A 17,824-nucleotide genomic window follows, 5' to 3' on the forward strand; every position below is an offset into this window, starting at 1 on the left:
AGCAGGATAGTCTGTCTGAGCAAGACGGCAAGTTATACCATGTCAGGCCATTGCCCCAGGGTAACCCTGTCCAGACCGGCCAGATCCTTTAGGGTGTTGATACCCATAAAACCGGCTTGTTGCATCAGGTCTCTTACCGCCTGCCCTTGTGCGTGTCCATGTTCCAGCAGTAACCAGCCAGAATCAACAAGATATTGACTTGCCTGGGAAATTATTTTGCGAAGGTCAGCCAAACCCAGGTCTTCGGCGGTAAGTGCACTGAGGGGTTCAAACCTGACATCCCCTTGTGTTAGGTAGGGGCTGTGCGGTTCAACATAGGGAGGGTTGCTAATAATCAGCGAATAGCGGTGTTGGTCAATGGCATCGAACCAATTACTGGCAAAAAAGCGCACCTGCTCGAGGTTATTTTGCCTGGCATTCAACCTGGCCAGTTCGACACTTTGTTCTATGCGGTCAACGCCGGTTACTGTCCAGCTTTGCCTCTCACTAGCCAGCGCCAAGGCAATGGCCCCAGTGCCGGTACCAAGATCCAACGCATCTATTGGTGTATCGTCAAACAAGGATAATGCCGTCTCAACCAGTAGTTCGGTTTCTGGACGTGGGATCAGGGTATGCTCGTTGACCGTCAGACTTAAGGTCCAAAAATCCCGGGTTCCGGTCAGGTGGGCAACAGGAAGACCTTGAACGCGCTTACGAATGAGGTCTTGGAATTGTTGCCAGGTGTTTTCGTCTAATAATTTTTCCGGCCAGGTGTGCAGGTAAACCGCCGACACCTGCAAACAATGGCAGAGTAACACTCTGGCATCCAGGCTGGCAGAGTCGGAACAGGTCAGCTCTGACCTGGCCCACTGCAATGCATCCTGGATAGTCGGAGAATCAAGCCTCATCTGACAGAGAAGCCAACAAATCAGCCTGATGTTCCTGACGAATAGGATCCAGAATACCGTTCAGGTCACCTTCTACAATCTCATCTAGCTTGTACAAGGTTAAATTAATGCGGTGATCCGTTACCCTGCCCTGCGGGAAATTGTAGGTGCGAATGCGTTCAGAGCGATCGCCGCTGCCGACCAAATTACGCCGGGTGCTGGCTTCTTCAGATGCACGTTTATCCTGCTCAATTTGGTTAAGTCTGGCCTGTAATACCGACATAGCCTTAGCGCGGTTCTTGTGCTGCGAACGTTCATCCTGACACTCCACCACCAAGCCAGTTGGTAAGTGGGTAATACGAATAGCCGAATCGGTTTTGTTTACGTGCTGACCACCGGCTCCGCTGGCTCTGAAGGTATCAATTTTCAGCTCTGCCGGGTTAATAGTAATGGCTTCTGACTCAGGTAACTCGGGCAACACAGCCACCGTACAGGCCGAAGTATGAATACGCCCCTGAGATTCGGTTTCAGGCACACGCTGTACACGGTGGCCACCTGACTCAAACTTAAGTACACCGTATGCCCCGTCGCCGATAACATTAGCAATGACTTCTTTGTAACCGCCATGCTCACCTTCGTTAGCACTGACAATTTCTACCCGCCAGCGACGCCCTTCGGCATAACGGCAGTACATGCGGAACAGGTCACCGGCAAAAATCGCCGCTTCATCACCGCCGGCGCCGGCGCGAATTTCCAAAAAGCAGTTACGCTCATCGTTGGGGTCTTTGGGAAGCAGCAGCAGTTGCAATTCGGTTTCCAGGCTGGCCAGACTTTGCTTAGCCGCTTTAATTTCTTCCTCCGCCATCTCACGCATCTCGGCGTCATCTTCCTTAAGCATTTCCTGGGCGCTTTGCATATCGTCCTGGGCCTGGCGGAAGGCACGGAAGCATTTCACTAATTCTTCCAGTTGCGCGTATTCCTTGGACAAGTTGCGGAACTTTTCTTGATTGGAAATGATACTGGCTTCGCCCAACAGCGCTTGAACTTCTTCAAAACGCTCCATCAGGGATTCCAGTTTTGCTAATACGGATGGTTTCATAATGTTTTAATTTTCCTAGATCTTTTCCAATCCCAAGGCCCGTTGCAACAGGCTGAGGCTGTTATTGTCCTGACTAAGGGCGGCCTCTTTAATGGCTTGGGTAGGCGCATGGATCAAGCTGTTGGTCAGCTTATTGGCCAGCTCAACAATTACCTCCTCAGGGTTCTTGCCATCCGCCAACTGTTTGAGCGCCCGCTCTTGTAACTTTTGCTTATTCGCTTCACTTTGCGCACGGTAGTCCCGCACCAAATCCATGGACGCCTGTGCGTCATGCCACTGGACAAAATCACGTACGGCAATATCAATCATGGCTTCGGCTTTTTCTGCCGCACTTTGCCTGGACGCCAAATTCTGCTGCACGATTTGCTGCAAATCATCCACGGTATAAAGGTAGGCATCGTCCAACTCGGCGACTTCAGCTTCTATATCCCGGGGAACAGCCAAATCGACTAAAAACATGGGCTGATGACGACGATTTTTTAATGCCCGTTCAACCACCCCTTTACCCAAAATAGGCAATTGGCTGGCAGTAGAACTGATTACCATATCGGCTTCGGCTAGATGCTCGGGGATCTGCGCCAGGGTTAGCACTTTTGCGCCAAGAGGGGCCGCCAGTTCTTGCGCTCTTGCCAACGTTCGGTTGGCCACCATCATGCTCTGTACCTTTTGCTCACTAAGATGCCGGGCCACCAACTCGATGGTTTCTCCTGCACCAATCAACAGTACATTGATTTTGTCCAGTGATGAGAATATGTGTTTGGCCAGTTGCACTGAGGCATACGCCACCGACACCGCATTGGCGCCAATGTCCGTATCAGACCTAACTTTCTTGGCTACCGAGAAAGTTTGCTGGAACAACCGTTCAAAACGGCTTCCCACCATGCCACTGTCTTTGGCACAAACAAAAGCCTGCTTAACCTGCCCCAGAATCTGAGGCTCCCCCAGTACCAGAGAATCCAGACCACTGGCTACCCGCATCAAATGGCGAATGGCATCCTGCTCTTCATATATATAGCTGTTGGATTGCAAGGTGTGTTGCTCAACGCTATGAAATTGCGCCAACCAGGCCATTAACGCCGGATGGGTGAGATTTTCCGATTGGGTATAGATTTCCGTTCGGTTGCAGGTGGAGAGAATCACGGATTCCTGGCTACCCAGTTCACTTTGTAAGGACAACAAAGCTTCCAGCTGCGCATCGGCTGAAAACGCCACTTTCTCTCGGACTTCCACAGGAGCCGTGTTGTGATTGATACCGAGTGCGAGTAAGGCCATGTGGTTGTCGAGTTATTTCAGATATGCCAAGGATTACGGCGTCGCATTGTACGCAAAAGCCAAACCTATTGAAAGCGTCCGGCATTTTGTGTTCCCATAGCCGCCATTCAAGCTTTGGATACACATCATGCCTGTCACCCGTATGCGCCTGTTTGGCTACCTGTTGATCGTTAGCTTACTCAGCGCCTGCGCAACCCGCCCCACAGTGGAATATTCGGTTAACGCCCTTCAGCACCAGCAACAATTAGCGCAACTTCAGAATTGGCGAATCAACGGTAAGCTCGCCTATCGGGGTGAGAAAGAGCGCTTCAGCGCCACACTCAACTGGCAACAACAGCGTGAAGACTATTCGCTGGGTCTGAGCAGTTTTATCGGTACCCGTATACTGACGCTGCAAAGGTCTGATGAGCAAATTAGCCTTGAGTACGAAGATCGTACTTATCAGCACCATGACGCCAGTGCCTTGCTGTATGCCCTGACAGGTTGGGCCATTCCGGTTGAGCAAATTCCGGCTTGGCTAAAGGGTCAGGTATCAGCCAATAACCAGGCTATATTTGCAGACAATGGTTTACTACAACAAATACGTACCAAGGAAGGCTGGCTGGTGAATCTGAGTGATTATCGGCAAACCCAGAACTACATTCTGCCCTACCAGCTAGAACTGAAAACCCCCAGTGATTTGATAAAAATTCGAGTAGATAAATGGCTAGTGAACTAACGTGGTGGCCGTCCGTGGCCAAACTCAACTTGTTTTTGCATATCACCGGACGACGGGAAGACGGATATCATAATCTTCAGAGCCTTTTCCAATTACTGGATTGCGGGGACAGGCTGGCCTTCGAGCCCACAGAAGATCATCAAATCGCCTTGATGACGCCTTTGGTCGGTGTGCCCGATGAAGATAATCTCATCGTTAAGGCCGCCAGATTGCTGCAGCCCTTCGCTGCCGACAATGCGGGTTGCAAAATCTGGTTGGATAAACGCTTACCTATGGGGGGCGGTATTGGCGGTGGTTCCTCCAATGCGGCCACCACCTTGCTGGTATTAAATAGTCTGTGGCAATGCAATCTCTCTTTGCAACAGCTTGAACAACTTGGTTTACAACTTGGCGCAGATGTCCCAGTGTTTGTGCATGGCCGCACAACCTTTGCCAGTGGCGTCGGTGAGCAGTTTGTCGATGCACCGCAGCCACAACATTGGTTCTTAGTCGCCACGCCGGGTGTACATATCGCAACCGCCGATATCTTTCGCCATCTTGAGCTGCCCAGACAAACACCAGTCATGAATTGGCAGGATTATACTTTTGACAACACAACCAATGACTGCCAGGAATTGGTCTGTCGATACCATCCGAAAGTTGCAAAGCTATTACACTGGTTGTTAGAATACGCGCCGTCGCGAATGACGGGCACGGGTTCCAGTGTCTTTGCCGTTTTTGCAGACCAATCACAGGCATTAAAGGTGCTCGATGCCTTGCCTGATGAGTTTATGGGGTTTGTCGCTCAAGGGGTCAACATCTCTCCTCTGCACAGTCAACTTGAGCAGCGCAAAACGGACTAGACTAGATAAACGTTCCTATTGCCATACAGAAGAATGGGGTCAGGGTAAAATTACACAGCCGGGATTTTCAATAAACACCTGTGAATGCGTTAATTTTACCCTGACCCCATTTTTTTGAACCTTGTAATTGATAGCCTACTGAGGATCCTACTGTGCCGGATATGAAGCTATTTGCTGGAAACGCCATTCCAGAACTCGCCCAGAAAGTCGCCGATCGACTCTACACCAAACTGGGCCATGCCAGTGTAGGACGATTCAGCGACGGCGAAATCAGCGTCGAAATTCATGAAAATGTACGCGGCTCTGATGTCTTTATTATCCAGTCGACCTGCGCACCGACCAATGACAACCTGATGGAATTGATCGTGATGATCGACGCCCTGCGTCGTGCATCGGCAGGCCGTATTACGGCAGTACTGCCCTACTTTGGTTATGCCCGTCAGGACCGCCGTGTTCGTAGTGCCCGCGTACCCATCACAGCAAAAGTGGTGGCAGATTTTCTGTCTAACGTTGGTGTTGACCGCGTACTGACCGTTGACCTGCACGCCGAGCAGATTCAGGGCTTCTTTGATGTACCAGTGGATAATGCCTTCGGCACGCCGATTCTGTTGGAGGATATGCGCCAGCGTCAGTTTGACAACCCAGTGGTCGTTTCTCCCGATATCGGCGGTGTAGTCCGTGCCCGCGCCCTGGCCAAAGTGATGAACGATCTGGACTTGGCCATCATCGACAAACGTCGCCCTAAGGCTAACGTCTCTCAGGTTATGCACATTATTGGTGACGTGCAGGATCGCGACTGCATCATTGTAGACGACATGATTGATACCGGCGGTACCTTGTGCAAAGCAGCGCTGGCGTTAAAAGAGCACGGCGCTAAGCGAGTTTTCGCTTACGCTACCCACGCAATTTTCTCCGGGAATGCTGCGCAAAATCTTAAAGAGTCTGTCATTGACGAGATTGTTGTAACCGACAGTATCCCGCTGTCTGCCGAAATTCAGGCATTAGACAAGGTTAAGCAACTAAGCTTGTCGAACATGCTCGCAGAAGCGATTCGTCGGGTAAGCAACGAAGAATCCATCTCGGCTATGTTCGAATACTAGACTGAATGCATTTCAAAAAGCCGCTCTAATACAGCGGCTTTTTTATTTTAGGGGTAGCCCCGTATTCTAACGACTTGATTCAGACTGGATTCAGCCCTACCTTGGACAATAATGCTACAGCTTTTACAAGGATGCTTATGCGAGCTCTACCCGCTTTATTATTAATCGGCCTGATGGCAGGCTGTCAGACCGAAAGTCAAACCACTGCCGCCACTATCAAGCAGGAGCCAGCCATGTCATCCAAGGATGAAAAACAAACCAGTTTAGTGTTTCAGGGCACGGTCAAATACAAAAGCTTTGAAGGCGGCTTTTACGCTATTGATGCGCAAAATGGTGAGAAGTATCACCCAATGGGACTGGCTAAAGAATACCGTCGTGATGGCCTGATTGTCGCGGTAGAAGCCCAAGCCATAACAGACCTAATGACAATCCAACAATATGGTACGCCGATTAAAATTCTGTCTATTCGGATTATTGACGACACTCAGGTCAGCCAAAAAGGCAACGAGCAGTAATCTAAGGTTAGACCGGACAATAAATCACCAGCGACTCAATAGCTAACGTCTTGTGTCACCCCGCCCCCGGTGTTAGAATTCGCCGCCCTTTTTTGAAGGGTAGATAATTCTTGTGGGATTTTGGTCGCGAAATCTCACCTACTTAATATTTTGGAGTAAATTATGTCTGAAGCGATTTTTAATCTGGATGCAGAAGTCCGCACAGACCTGGGGAAAGGTGCGAGCCGCCGCCTGCGTCGTGAAGACAAAGTACCTGCAATCCTGTACGGTGCCGGTGAAGAGCCAGTATCTCTGACTCTTGAGCACAACAAAGTACTGCAAGCTCAGGAATTCGAAGCGTTCTACAGCCACGTTCTGACTCTGAACATCGCTGGTAAAAAAGTAGAAGCCCTGGTTAAAGACATGCAGCGTCACCCATTCAAGCCAAAAGTGACTCACATCGACTTTTTGCGCGTTGATGCTAAGCAAGCTTTGACTACTCACGTACCTTTGCACTTCATCAACGAAGATTCAGCTCCAGCTATCAAGACCCAAGGTGGTCACGCTGAGCACCACGTTGCTGACGTAGCAATCAGCTGTCTGCCAGCTAACCTGCCTGAGTTCATTGAGGTAGATCTGACTGCAGTTGAACTGGGTCAAACCCTGCACTTGTCTGACCTGAAACTGCCTAAGGGTGTAACCCTGGTAGAGCTGGCCAAAGGTGCCGATCACGACCAAGCTGTTGTGACCATCAAGGCTGCTAAAGGCGGCGCTGCTGCTGGTGAGGACGAAGCCAAGTCTGAGGAATAATCCTCTTGGCTGATATCCAGCTGATCGTGGGCCTGGGAAATCCAGGCCCCGAGTACGAAAAGACCAGGCACAATGCAGGTGCCTGGTTTGTTACTGCCCTCGCCCGCCAATATGGCATATCCCTGAGTCTGGAAAATAAATTCTCTGGCCTTACCGGACGCGGCAACATTGCCGGTCACGACGTGCGCCTGCTTATTCCCGTGACATTTATGAACCGCAGTGGTCAAGCTGTGGGAGCCATGACGAACTTCTACCGTATTGAACCTGCCAACCTACTGGTTGCGTTTGACGAATTGGATTTACCTCCTGGTATTGTCAAACTCAAAACCGGTGGCAGCTCAAGTCAAAACGGTATTCGGGATATCGTCGCCAAAATGGGCAACAATAAAGATTTTCACCGTTTGCGGATTGGTATTGGTCACCCGGGAGACAAAAACAAGGTCACCGGGCACGTGCTGGGTAAAGCACGTGCAGAAGAGCAGCAATTGATCGATGCGGCTATCGACGAAGCCATTCGTTGCACGGAAATACTATTAAAAGACGGGATGACTAAGGCGATGAATCGCCTGCATTCGTTTAAAGCGGAATAACTTGAGGAATCACCATGGGTTTTAAATGTGGCATCGTTGGCTTACCCAACGTCGGTAAATCTACCCTGTTCAATGCGCTGACTAAAGCTGGCATTGAAGCGGCCAATTTCCCGTTTTGTACCATCGAACCCAACACTGGGGTGGTACCTGTACCAGATACACGTTTGGACGACTTGGCCAAAATAGTCAATCCGCAACGCGTCATCCCGACCACCATGGAATTCGTCGATATCGCCGGTTTAGTTGAAGGCGCGTCCAAAGGTGAAGGATTGGGTAACAAATTCCTGGCTAACATCCGTGAAACCGATGCCATTGGCCATGTCGTGCGTTGTTTTGATAATGACAATATCGTGCACGTTGCCGGTAAAGTTGACCCGGCCGGTGATATTGATGTGATCAACACCGAATTAGCCCTGTCCGATCTGGAAACCTGTGAAAAAGCACTGTTGCGCGTAGGAAAGCGCGCCAAAGGTGGTGATAAAGACGCCAAATACGAAATGCAGGTGCTGGAGAAAATTAAGCCCCACTTGGACGAAGGCAAAATGCTGCGTATGGTTGCGCTGGAAAAAGAAGAACTGGCAGCCATTGCCTATATGAATTTCCTGACGCTCAAACCCACCATGTATATTGCCAATGTGAATGACGATGGTTTTGAGAATAACCCTTACTTGGACAAGGTGCGTGACATTGCTGCGGCGGAGAATGCCGTAGTGGTTGCAGTATGTGCGGCTATTGAGTCCGAAATTGCCGAACTGGAAGACGATGAGCGCGCTGAGTTTATGGCTGATATGGGTCTGGAAGAGCCAGGGCTAAACCGCGTGATCCGTGCCGGTTACAGCTTGCTCAGCCTCAACACTTACTTTACTGCCGGTGTAAAAGAAGTGCGTGCCTGGACCTTCCCTATCGGTTCAACCGCACCTCAAGCAGCGGGTAAAATCCACTCCGACTTTGAGAAAGGCTTTATTCGCGCCGAAGTCATTGGCTTTGATCACTTTGTTGAATTCAAAGGCGAAGCCGGTGCCAAAGATGCCGGTAAGTGGCGTTTGGAAGGCAAGGACTACATCGTCAAAGACGGTGATGTTATCCACTTCCGTTTCAACGTTTAAGACCAAAAGAGCCCGGTTTACCCGGGCTTTTTTATTGCCGCAAATTTACGTTGTGCCGGATCCAGGCACAGATCTCTATGTGCGACGTTATTTTTTTATAAATTTAGCCGATGCACAGTAGATATGGGCGTCCCAACCGGCGAATTTTTCTCCATTTAGTATTAACAGCCCAGCTCTTGCAGGATAAATATGTCCGGCCATTGGTACCCATTCCCCTGTTTAATTACTTAAAACTCTGTTGATTTCGCTGATATTTTCATCGTTATGCAGTGATTTCCCATCAATCTGAACAGATACTGAGCATTCGACACAAAGCTGTCAAAAAAGGGGTTGACGCTAAAAGGGAGGATCAGCATAATACGCGCCACTCAAGACGAGTACCGAAGATGGCTACGTAGCTCAGCTGGTTAGAGCACAGCACTCATAATGCTGGGGTCGCAGGTTCGAATCCCGCCGTAGCCACCATAAATGCGGAAGTGGTGAAATTGGTAGACACGCTGGATTTAGGTTCCAGTGCTTCACGGCGTGAGAGTTCGAGTCTCTCCTTCCGCACCATGTTGGGGTGTCGCCAAGCGGTAAGGCAGCGGGTTTTGATCCCGCCATGCGTTGGTTCAAATCCAGCCACCCCAGCCAATTTCTCTCGGTATAGTTTAGACCCTTTTGGGGTATCGCCAAGCGGTAAGGCAGCGGGTTTTGATCCCGCCATGCGTTGGTTCAAATCCAGCTACCCCAGCCATATTAAGAAAAGCCGGTCTCTGACCGGCTTTTTGCTTTTTATCTGCCCTATCACACCTCTGCGGCTGGACAGAACACCACAATAACGCCAGTATAGGCGTCCAGAAGTCCAATAAGAATAAAGAGCAACAGTGATCCACGACATCGTTTCCGCCGTCAACGGCGTACTTTGGGGCTGGCTACTTATCGCCATGCTAATCCTTGCCGGTATTTGGTTCAGTGTCCGCCTTGGCGGCGTACAGATTTTCCAGTTCCGCCACATGTTCAGCCTGTTAAAAGGCAGCAGCCAGCACGACAAAGCCGGTATTAGTTCTTTTCAGGCACTGTGCACCAGTTTATCTGCCCGGGTTGGCACAGGTAACTTGGCTGGGGTAGCCGTCGCTATCTCACTAGGCGGAGCCGGTGCGGTATTTTGGATGTGGGTTATTGCCTTTTTAGGCATGGCAACCGGCTTTGCTGAGAGCCTTTTAGGTCAGCTCTATAAAGTAAAAGACGGTAACGGCGAGTACCGCGGCGGACCAGCCTATTACATCCAACAGGGGCTGAACAAACGCTGGCTGGCTATCGCCTTCTCCCTGTGTTTGTTCCTTGGCTATGGTTTTATCTTCAGTGCCGTGCAGGCCAACTCCATCACCGATGCTTTAAATCACGCATATGGTATTCCCACCTTGCATGCCGGTGTAGTGATTATCATGCTCGCCGGTGTGATAGTTATCGGTGGACTGCGTGGAATTGCTCGCTTCTCTGAGTGGATGGTGCCACTTATGGGTATCAGCTACGTCCTGGTCGCTATCGGTATTACATTGCTGAACATCGAGCAGGTGCCAGCCATGCTGTATAACATTATCACCTCTGCCTTTGGTCTGCAGGAGGCTGCGGGGGGTGCCTTTGGTGCCGCCCTTAAACATGGTATTCAACGTGGCTTGTATTCTAATGAGGCTGGCTCAGGTAGCGTACCACATGCCGCTGCCAGCGCTACACCAAACCCGAATCATCCCGCCAGCCAAGGTTATGTACAAATGCTGGGGGTATTCCTGGATACCATGGTGCTCTGTACCTGTACGGCTATGATAATTTTGCTTGCCGGAGGCTCGCAAGGAGAGCAAATGGAAGGTATTCGGTTGACGCAGGATGCGATGGCCTTTCATTTAGGTGGTGGTGGTAATGACTTTGTTGCTGCTGCTATCAGTCTGTTTGCCTTCACTTCTGTGGTGGCCAACTATGCGTATGGCGAAAGTAACCTGCATATGTTCAAACTGGATAATCGCGCTGGACGTAGTGTTTATACGGCGGGTTACCTGGCCATGATTTTATGGGGCTCCATGGCCTCCCTACCTCAGGTATGGGCCATGGCGGATATGGCGCTGGGCCTGATGACGGTTATTAACATCATTGCCATAGTGTGGCTTACCCCGACTATCGTTAATGTCAGCCGTGACTACCTGGCACAGCGCAAAGCCGGTCAGACACCTGAATATCGAAACGGCAACTGCGAAATTCAGGGCAGTACCGAGCAATGGCGAGATAACTAAACATGGCGGCTTGTGCCGCCTTTATCTCTTGTCTAACAACCTTCAGGTAATCCTTTATCAAGCCAAATTGGCAGAATCGGAAAACTGTTTGCGTATCAACTGCCCGTAAAAAAACATACACATTGACCAGCCAGAGGCATATAGATAAAGTCTGGTTCTTTAAGTATTTCAACATCTTAATTCATGGACTTTAACAGCACATCCTGCCTGAATTGCGGCCAACAACAAGACCATACTTATTGTTCACACTGCGGACAAAAGAAAGCTCAGCGACTTAATTTCCTCTCTGTCTGGGACATGCTTAAACAAGGTGTAATTAACCTCAATGCGCCTTTCTTTCACACCATGAAATGTTTAACTCTGGCGCCAGTACAAACCTGCAGAGATTACATCGAAGGTAAGCGCATTCGTTACTTTAACCCTCTGCATTATGCATTCTGGATAATGACAGCCTCATTATTCGTTGCCACCATGATGGATGTGAATCTGTCCGATCCCAGTACGCCTCTCAGTCAGGTAAACCAGGACAAGGCCTTCGGAAAGCTGCAGATGCTTATTCACAATGGCGTCGTCTACCTGGGATTATTCACCGCACTCATACATGCCTGGATGGCCAGGCTATTTTTCTCAAAATCTGTTTACTCCACCATAGAGTATTTAGTGCTGTTCCTGTACCTCTCCGGCCATCTTAGCTTGTTATCACTGGCATGTTTGTTATTGGGTATTCATGCCCAAAGCATGCCCTTTACGGCGGTGATTTATCTTGTGGTGTATTCGTCGGTTTTGACACTCATCCAACCTGGCTCCAAAAAAGCCTGGGATTGGTTTAAAAGTGTTGTTTCGGTGATCATCGCCTTTGCCCTGCTCATCATTGCGACAGGGCTTATTGGCGGTGTCTGGGCAATTTTGGTGGATAAATAGCAGTTTTAGAATTCAAAGTCCCATGGCGTAGCGGGTAACCTGTTTCTTTAAGAGACCCGCTCGTTGCGCCACGCTCAGGCCCAAATTACGTAAAGCCTTTATTGGCGCAAGATCATTACTGAAGGTGGCATACAGCACATCCATGGTCGACATCATCAACAGGTTATCTTTGTAGCGCTTGTCCTGATATTGCTTAAGCAGTTTATCCAGCTTACTTTTATCCGTGCGCCAGGTATCGTCTGCAAGCAGGTCCAACAGACAGGCAACGTCTTTAAAACCCAAGTTAACGCCCTGTCCCGCCAGCGGATTAATGGTATGGGCTGCATCGCCCAATAACACCACCCTGCCCTGAACGTAACTATTGGCATGCATGCGTGTCAGGGGGAAACTGGCCGTTTCCAGAATATCAAAATCAACCAACTGCTCAGGAAAGTTGGATTGAATCTCTATTTTCAATTCATTAAAGGTCAAAGACTTCAAGCGCTTTACTTGCTCAGCACTGTCGTACCAGACCAGCGATGCGTATCCATCGTAAAGAGGTAGAAAAGCCAATGGACCGCTGGGCCGAAAACGCTGCCAGGTAATATCTTGCGTACCTTGTTCGGTTTTAATGGATATCGCCAGGGCTTGCTGGGCATACTGCCAACCATGGGTCGCAATACCCGATAATTGCCGAACCTGAGAGGCAGCACCATCTGCGCCGATGATCAACTCGGCCTGCAGTCTGGTGCCATCATCAAGTTCAGCCACCGTCATCTCATGGGTTTGCTGGAATCCTTTTAATCCAGCACTAAACCAGCTTACCGGATACGCCGCCAGCGCTTGATGCAGTCCCAACTGCACGATGCGGTTTTCAATGATGTGTCCCAAGTGCTCACAGTCCAGTTCATTGGCGGAAAAATCGGTACGCCCTTGTTCTTCCCAGACAGATAAACGTCGATAGCAACAATGCCGCATCGCCTTGATAAACGACCAAGCGCCCAATCTATCCAACAGTTGCTCTGACGCCAGGCTAATAGCAGAAACTCTTATGTCGGGGGCCTGCTCTGGATCAAAAGGCGTTGGCATCGCAGGCTCAATTATTGCAACCCGATACCCTTGGTGAGCCAATCCTAGCGCAACACTTGCGCCAACCATATTGCCACCAACCACAACAACATCGTATTTCTGCATACTCTCAGACACTTGGCTCCATTTGTCGGCAAGCATAGCACGACAGGGCGCGTGATTTCGTCGACCACCAGCGGTTTTTCTTTGACTTGTAACAACTCAAGGCTAAATGCCCGAACTGACAAACTTTCTTACATCCGCAAAACAACTTTTTGCCTCTCTGCAGCTACATATATATCAAGCACCTTCTGCTACCACCGGAGACAACCATGAATCGTATAGCCTTAGTTGCCGCTCTCGGCTTGCTTGTCAGTCTTAGCAGCCACGGCGCCCTGACTCAGGATCAGGACCTCCCTCGTTATGTGTTCACTTATAAGTTGAACAACAGCATGAGCTACATGGCGTATCAATATCAGGTAACCAAGCAGGATATTGAAGACAAACTGGAAGACGATATCCAAGATCAGTTGCTTGGCGCGTTAGCAGAGCAACTGATTGCCGCCAATCCACCTCAAGCCGGCGATACCACTGGTAAAAAGGTACTGCCAGAACAACTTTAACTCTCTCCCTGGGCCGCTGACATTGTTGTATTAAATGCTCAGCGGCATTTTTCATTCCCGCACTTCTACTCGCCCAACGCTTGGCTAACACGACGATGCATGATTAAATGGTAGGCAGATTCCATTTATTATTCTGAATATTGCAAAGCCTATAAAACCGCTATGTTGAAGTGCCCTGCTTTTGCCCAGTTTATATCCGTTCCCGAACCTGCTCAGCAACGCAGTCGTGATGCATTGGAGCGCATGCTCGCTGCCGGAGAACAATTGCTGGCAAAGAACGCCTTTGAAAACGCAAGTGTGGCGCAAATTGCCGAACAAGGCAGCTCGTCGGTGGGGACCTTTTATCGTGTCTTACAAGACAAAGACACCTTGTCCCAGTTGTTGATTCAGCGCTTTTTCCAGTCAACCATAGCGACCATGGACAGGCTTACACACCCTGCAGATTGGGAAAACAGGCCTTTGCATCAGTTTATATTCGCGTTGTCTGAATGTCTGGTGGGATTAACCAAAGGTCGGCAAGGTGTGCTCAGGGCCTTAATATTAAGAGCTTCCAAGGATACCGATTTCAGGGATAGGGTTCATCAGCTGAATGAGCATTTGGCTAGCCGTGTTGTCGAGGTGCTGAAGCTGCATACTCAGGAAGTTCAGCATCCTGAGCCCGCCAAGGCCATGCAAATCTGCATACATTTTCTGATAGGTGCACTTAATCAACATACAGTCACAGGTAACCTGCCACAGATTAGTCAGGAAGAAATGATCCAGGAGTTTGCCGAAATAATCCTGGCTTATTTACGCGTGACGAGCAGAGCCAGCCACACAGAAAACTAGCCCGGTTAAACCCAGAGCCGAAAGCCCCCTTAATTTATTTTCATTTATTTAACATTTCCGCTTGAAATCGGAATCAATATTCCATAACTTAAATTCGGAACCGAACTACCGATTCCTTAATGGAGATGTATGCAATACTTTCATCATGACAATGTTCGCCTGCGCTATCAGGACGTAGGACGAGGTGCACCGGTGCTGTTGTTACATGGCTTAGGTTCATGCACTGAAGACTGGCTCTACCAAATAGCGGCGCTGAGCACTAACAACAGGGTTATCGCGTTGGATTTGCGTGGGCATGGACAAAGTGCTGCCGTCAGGCAGGCTTACCTTATGCGTCAACTGGCGGAAGATGCACAAGCCTTAATGGAACATCTTCAGTTGCCAGCTTATCATGTCGTCGGCTTCTCCATGGGTGGGATGGTTGCTTTTGAATTGGCCCTACACGCCAAAGAATCAGTGCAATCTCTGGTCATCATCAATTCCGGTCCACAAGCATTAGCCAATTCAGCCAAGAAACGTTGGCAGCTGATGTTAAGACAGTTGATTATCAGCGTGCTCGGCATGCGTTCGCTAGGACGAGTCATTGGCCGAAAATTATTTCCTCAGCCCCACCAGCAAGCCCTTAGAGAGCGGTTTGAATCTGGTATGGCGAAAATGGACAAAACCAGTTATCAGCTCGCCCTGCGTGCGATATCCCAGTTCTCGGTTCAATCCTCATTGCCCCGAATTACGCAACCTACCTTGGTCATCAGCAGCGACCAGGATTACACCCCCATCAGCCACAAAGCTGAATACGTCCGGCTGATGCCCAATGCCCGATTAGTCGTAATAGAAAACTCTCGTCATGCCACCCCAATAGACCAACCAGACGCACTGAATAAGGTATTGACAGAATTTATCGGCAGTCAGTGCCGAGCAGGGATGCAAACACAAAATCCTGACAGCCCAACCCTACAACAACAAATTGGAGAACATCATGCATAAACTCCGTACCTCAGTTACCCTGCTAGCCGGATTGTGCGCGTTACCCACACAAGCCGAGCAGCCCGTTTCAGAGCAGGACAACGTCATCGAGAAGATCCAGGTTACTGCGCGTAAACGCAGCGAAACCATGCAGGATATCCCGCTGGCGGTTTCTGCTCTGGATAAAACCACCATAGAACGCAATGCCATCAATAATCTGGTGGATCTGCAAAGTCAGGTGCCGTCACTGAGTATTTATGCAGCACGAGGTACCAGCTCGACCGCCACCGTCTATATACGTGGTGTTGGACAGTCCGACCCCCTTTGGGGGGTCGAGCCAGGCGTTGGCATCTATCTTGACGATGTTTACTTAGCGAGGCCTCAGGGGGCATTGCTGGACCTGCTTGATGTGGAACGGGTAGAAGTATTACGCGGCCCACAGGGCACCTTATATGGGCGCAATACAGTAGGTGGTGCAGTCAAGTATATCACCCGTCAACCGCAAGACAGCTTGAGCCTTAAAGCCGACGTGGCGATGGGAAGTTACGGACAGATAGATGGCAAACTCGCTGCTTCCGGGAGCTTATTGCCGGACACTCTGCTGGGCAGTATCGCAGTGGGTTCATTTAATCGCGACGGCTTTGGCGAGAATCGTCTGACTGGCAAAGACGTCAGTAATAAAGATATTTTAACTGCCAGGGCCAGCTTACTCTGGCTAGCCAGTGATGATACCACCCTGACACTGGCACTGGATAAAACTCGCGATAATGCCAATGTGCGTGGGGCCAGGCGCATGCTGGAAAATGGCTTTGAACTTTACTTTGAAGGCCAACCTCCTTTACCGGTCAGCACCGACCGTTATGATGTAGATAACGGTATGACTCTGGATAAAAATATCACCAACAGCCAGGGCGCTTCGCTAACACTGGCGTGGGACATAGACAACAGCTGGAGTATGAAAGCGGTGACAGCCTGGCGTGATGGCGATACCCAGGGTGCCATAGACTTTGATACCGGTCCCTACCCCATCGCTGATGTTGATGCAGACTACTTTGACCGCCAACTAAGCCAGGAGCTGCAATTTAACTACAGTGGTGATGAATGGCAGGCGGTCTTCGGCTTGTATCTGATGGAAGCCGAAGCCGGCGGACAAATACGCAATCGTTTTGCCCTGCCGTTTGCGGCACTGGGATTAGCCCCACCAACGTTAATTCCAGGTCCTATTTACTATCAATATGGCGTAAGCGGCGGCCAGGTAGATACGCGCACAGTGGCTTTATACGGTGATGCCAGTTGGCAATTCAGTGAGCTTTGGCGACTGAGCATGGGACTACGAGCGGGGCGGGAAAGTAAAACAGCACAAGTACTGAATCAAGGGTTCAGCGATGATAACTTTACTCAGCCAAACGGTTTGGTCAGCGCAGACTTTACCAATAAAGAAAGTTGGTCAGATTTTTCTCCACGCCTGGCACTGGACTACCAACCTAATGCCGACTTACTGATATACGGCTCCGTGGCCAAAGGCTTTAAAAGTGGCGGCTTTAATGTAAGAGCCAATACCCTGCAAGTCCCCGATTCAGCCGAGGCCTACGATCCAGAAAGCGTGCTAACCTACGAGTTGGGCATAAAACCTACCTTGTTCAATCAACTTCAACTCAGTCTTGCGTTATTCCATAGCCAGTACAAAGACATCCAGCTGAGTATATTTACCGGTGTCGACAGTGACAATGACGGCAACAATGATGGCTTTTTTGGTGATTTCACTAACGCCGGTAAAGGACGTATTCGAGGCGTAGAATTCGAGTACCTATGGACCCCAGCAAAAGGTTGGCGTGTATGGGGTAACGCTGCCTATCTGGATGCCAGTTACCAGGAATATTTAAGTGGCGGAATAAACCTGGCCAAGCAAAAAGAGTTTACCGACGTCCCTGAACTGGCGTTTAGCCTTAATCTGCAAAAACGTTGGAATTGGAAGGATATGGGGGAATTGTCAGCCAGCCTCAACTACCAGTGGCGAGACGAGGTACAACCGGTAACTAACCAAAGTGCACTGCTCAAACAGCCAGCATTTGGCCTGCTGAATGCCACCCTGCTGCTTAACCTGGATAACAGCAACTGGCGTCTGGCGCTGGAAGGTAAGAACCTGACCGACAAGGAATATCGCACCACGGGTTATGATTTAACTGACAGTGGCTTTCCCATCGTAACTGGGTACTATGGAGACCCGCGTACCCTGACGTTGCGCGCCACATACCAGTTCTGAACCATAATAAGAGAA

The 17,824-nt window shown here is 49.8% G+C and carries 17 protein-coding genes and 4 tRNA genes; 17 read left to right on the forward strand and 4 right to left on the reverse strand.

What is annotated here, in order from left to right:
- Nucleotides 1-32: 32 nt before the first annotated feature.
- From prmC to hemA, 3 genes are read right to left on the reverse strand one after another with little or no spacing between them, the layout of a single operon-like run.
- Complete coding sequence (gene prmC, locus KJY73_RS17245; protein ID WP_214344953.1) at nt 33-887, reverse strand: peptide chain release factor N(5)-glutamine methyltransferase; 855 nt, start codon at nt 885-887, stop codon at nt 33-35.
- Nucleotides 877-1,965, reverse strand: coding sequence for a peptide chain release factor 1 (prfA, locus tag KJY73_RS17250; protein WP_206595970.1), 1,089 nt, complete (start codon nt 1,963-1,965; stop codon nt 877-879). The genes prmC and prfA overlap by 11 nt, the downstream gene beginning before the upstream one ends.
- Nucleotides 1,966-1,980: 15 nt before the next feature.
- Nucleotides 1,981-3,237: a glutamyl-tRNA reductase gene (hemA, locus tag KJY73_RS17255; RefSeq protein ID WP_214344954.1), complete on the reverse strand. Its 1,257-nt coding sequence runs from the start codon at nt 3,235-3,237 to the stop codon at nt 1,981-1,983.
- 127 nt (nt 3,238-3,364) lie between these two features.
- On the opposite strand from hemA, the gene lolB reads away from it, so the two are divergent.
- From lolB to KJY73_RS17320, 13 genes are all read left to right on the forward strand, one after another.
- Nucleotides 3,365-3,955 (forward strand): lipoprotein insertase outer membrane protein LolB, encoded by a 591-nt coding sequence (gene lolB / locus KJY73_RS17260; protein ID WP_214344955.1) that lies wholly within the window; start codon nt 3,365-3,367, stop codon nt 3,953-3,955.
- Nucleotides 3,940-4,797: a 4-(cytidine 5'-diphospho)-2-C-methyl-D-erythritol kinase gene (gene ispE, locus KJY73_RS17265; RefSeq protein ID WP_214344956.1), complete on the forward strand. Its 858-nt coding sequence runs from the start codon at nt 3,940-3,942 to the stop codon at nt 4,795-4,797. The genes lolB and ispE overlap by 16 nt, the downstream gene beginning before the upstream one ends.
- Nucleotides 4,798-4,949: 152 nt before the next feature.
- Entirely contained in the window at nt 4,950-5,897 is a 948-nt protein-coding gene (locus tag KJY73_RS17270) for a ribose-phosphate pyrophosphokinase (RefSeq protein WP_206595974.1), read from the forward strand.
- A gap of 137 nt (nt 5,898-6,034) precedes the next feature.
- On the forward strand, nt 6,035-6,412 hold the full coding sequence (locus KJY73_RS17275; protein ID WP_206595975.1) for a hypothetical protein: 378 nt from the start codon (nt 6,035-6,037) through the stop codon (nt 6,410-6,412).
- A gap of 162 nt (nt 6,413-6,574) precedes the next feature.
- Nucleotides 6,575-7,201 (forward strand): 50S ribosomal protein L25/general stress protein Ctc, encoded by a 627-nt coding sequence (locus KJY73_RS17280; protein WP_206595976.1) that lies wholly within the window; start codon nt 6,575-6,577, stop codon nt 7,199-7,201.
- A 5-nt stretch (nt 7,202-7,206) separates the two neighbouring features.
- On the forward strand, nt 7,207-7,791 hold the full coding sequence (pth, locus tag KJY73_RS17285; protein WP_214344957.1) for an aminoacyl-tRNA hydrolase: 585 nt from the start codon (nt 7,207-7,209) through the stop codon (nt 7,789-7,791).
- 14 nt (nt 7,792-7,805) lie between these two features.
- A complete protein-coding gene (gene ychF / locus KJY73_RS17290) occupies nt 7,806-8,897 on the forward strand; it encodes a redox-regulated ATPase YchF (RefSeq protein ID WP_214344958.1) in 1,092 nt (363 codons plus the stop codon).
- A 388-nt stretch (nt 8,898-9,285) separates the two neighbouring features.
- Nucleotides 9,286-9,362, forward strand: a tRNA-Met gene (locus KJY73_RS17295).
- A 5-nt stretch (nt 9,363-9,367) separates the two neighbouring features.
- Nucleotides 9,368-9,452: transfer RNA gene (locus KJY73_RS17300), tRNA-Leu, on the forward strand.
- Between the two features lie 3 nt (nt 9,453-9,455).
- A tRNA-Gln gene (locus KJY73_RS17305) sits at nt 9,456-9,530 on the forward strand.
- 28 nt (nt 9,531-9,558) lie between these two features.
- Nucleotides 9,559-9,633: transfer RNA gene (locus KJY73_RS17310), tRNA-Gln, on the forward strand.
- 130 nt (nt 9,634-9,763) lie between these two features.
- Nucleotides 9,764-11,164, forward strand: coding sequence for an alanine/glycine:cation symporter family protein (locus KJY73_RS17315; protein ID WP_214344959.1), 1,401 nt, complete (start codon nt 9,764-9,766; stop codon nt 11,162-11,164).
- Between the two features lie 297 nt (nt 11,165-11,461).
- Nucleotides 11,462-12,085, forward strand: coding sequence for a DUF3667 domain-containing protein (locus KJY73_RS17320; RefSeq protein WP_214344960.1), 624 nt, complete (start codon nt 11,462-11,464; stop codon nt 12,083-12,085).
- Nucleotides 12,086-12,097: 12 nt separating this feature from the next.
- Here KJY73_RS17320 and KJY73_RS17325 read toward each other — a convergent pair whose 3' ends face one another.
- Nucleotides 12,098-13,258, reverse strand: coding sequence for an FAD-dependent monooxygenase (locus tag KJY73_RS17325; protein ID WP_214345314.1), 1,161 nt, complete (start codon nt 13,256-13,258; stop codon nt 12,098-12,100).
- A 206-nt stretch (nt 13,259-13,464) separates the two neighbouring features.
- On the opposite strand from KJY73_RS17325, the gene KJY73_RS17330 reads away from it, so the two are divergent.
- From KJY73_RS17330 to KJY73_RS17345, 4 genes are all read left to right on the forward strand, one after another.
- On the forward strand, nt 13,465-13,755 hold the full coding sequence (locus tag KJY73_RS17330; RefSeq protein ID WP_214344961.1) for a hypothetical protein: 291 nt from the start codon (nt 13,465-13,467) through the stop codon (nt 13,753-13,755).
- A gap of 162 nt (nt 13,756-13,917) precedes the next feature.
- Nucleotides 13,918-14,583 (forward strand): TetR/AcrR family transcriptional regulator, encoded by a 666-nt coding sequence (locus KJY73_RS17335; RefSeq protein ID WP_214344962.1) that lies wholly within the window; start codon nt 13,918-13,920, stop codon nt 14,581-14,583.
- A gap of 129 nt (nt 14,584-14,712) precedes the next feature.
- Complete coding sequence (locus KJY73_RS17340; RefSeq protein ID WP_214344963.1) at nt 14,713-15,567, forward strand: alpha/beta fold hydrolase; 855 nt, start codon at nt 14,713-14,715, stop codon at nt 15,565-15,567.
- Nucleotides 15,560-17,809: a TonB-dependent receptor gene (locus tag KJY73_RS17345; RefSeq protein WP_214344964.1), complete on the forward strand. Its 2,250-nt coding sequence runs from the start codon at nt 15,560-15,562 to the stop codon at nt 17,807-17,809. Before KJY73_RS17340 ends, KJY73_RS17345 begins: the two co-directional genes overlap by 8 nt.
- The last annotated feature ends 15 nt before the right edge of the window (nt 17,810-17,824 follow it).

Origin of the sequence: Bowmanella yangjiangensis (assembly GCF_018531185.1) — a bacterium.
GTDB classification, from domain to species: domain Bacteria; phylum Pseudomonadota; class Gammaproteobacteria; order Enterobacterales; family Alteromonadaceae; genus Bowmanella; species Bowmanella yangjiangensis.

Excerpts from the sequence above, each read along its gene's own strand:
- KJY73_RS17345 (WP_214344964.1), top strand. The coding sequence starts at position 15,560 with ATGCATAAACTCCGTACCTCAGTTACCCTGCTAGCCGGATTGTGCGCG.
- KJY73_RS17280 (WP_206595976.1), top strand. The coding sequence starts at position 6,575 with ATGTCTGAAGCGATTTTTAATCTGGATGCAGAAGTCCGCACAGACCTG.
- prmC (WP_214344953.1), bottom strand. The coding sequence starts at position 887 with ATGAGGCTTGATTCTCCGACTATCCAGGATGCATTGCAGTGGGCCAGG.
- KJY73_RS17335 (WP_214344962.1), top strand. The coding sequence starts at position 13,918 with ATGTTGAAGTGCCCTGCTTTTGCCCAGTTTATATCCGTTCCCGAACCT.
- KJY73_RS17325 (WP_214345314.1), bottom strand. The coding sequence starts at position 13,258 with ATGCAGAAATACGATGTTGTTGTGGTTGGTGGCAATATGGTTGGCGCA.
- ychF (WP_214344958.1), top strand. The coding sequence starts at position 7,806 with ATGGGTTTTAAATGTGGCATCGTTGGCTTACCCAACGTCGGTAAATCT.
- KJY73_RS17275 (WP_206595975.1), top strand. The coding sequence starts at position 6,035 with ATGCGAGCTCTACCCGCTTTATTATTAATCGGCCTGATGGCAGGCTGT.
- KJY73_RS17320 (WP_214344960.1), top strand. The coding sequence starts at position 11,462 with ATGCTTAAACAAGGTGTAATTAACCTCAATGCGCCTTTCTTTCACACC.
- KJY73_RS17330 (WP_214344961.1), top strand. The coding sequence starts at position 13,465 with ATGAATCGTATAGCCTTAGTTGCCGCTCTCGGCTTGCTTGTCAGTCTT.
- ispE (WP_214344956.1), top strand. The coding sequence starts at position 3,940 with ATGGCTAGTGAACTAACGTGGTGGCCGTCCGTGGCCAAACTCAACTTG.
- KJY73_RS17340 (WP_214344963.1), top strand. The coding sequence starts at position 14,713 with ATGCAATACTTTCATCATGACAATGTTCGCCTGCGCTATCAGGACGTA.
- lolB (WP_214344955.1), top strand. The coding sequence starts at position 3,365 with ATGCCTGTCACCCGTATGCGCCTGTTTGGCTACCTGTTGATCGTTAGC.
- hemA (WP_214344954.1), bottom strand. The coding sequence starts at position 3,237 with ATGGCCTTACTCGCACTCGGTATCAATCACAACACGGCTCCTGTGGAA.
- prfA (WP_206595970.1), bottom strand. The coding sequence starts at position 1,965 with ATGAAACCATCCGTATTAGCAAAACTGGAATCCCTGATGGAGCGTTTT.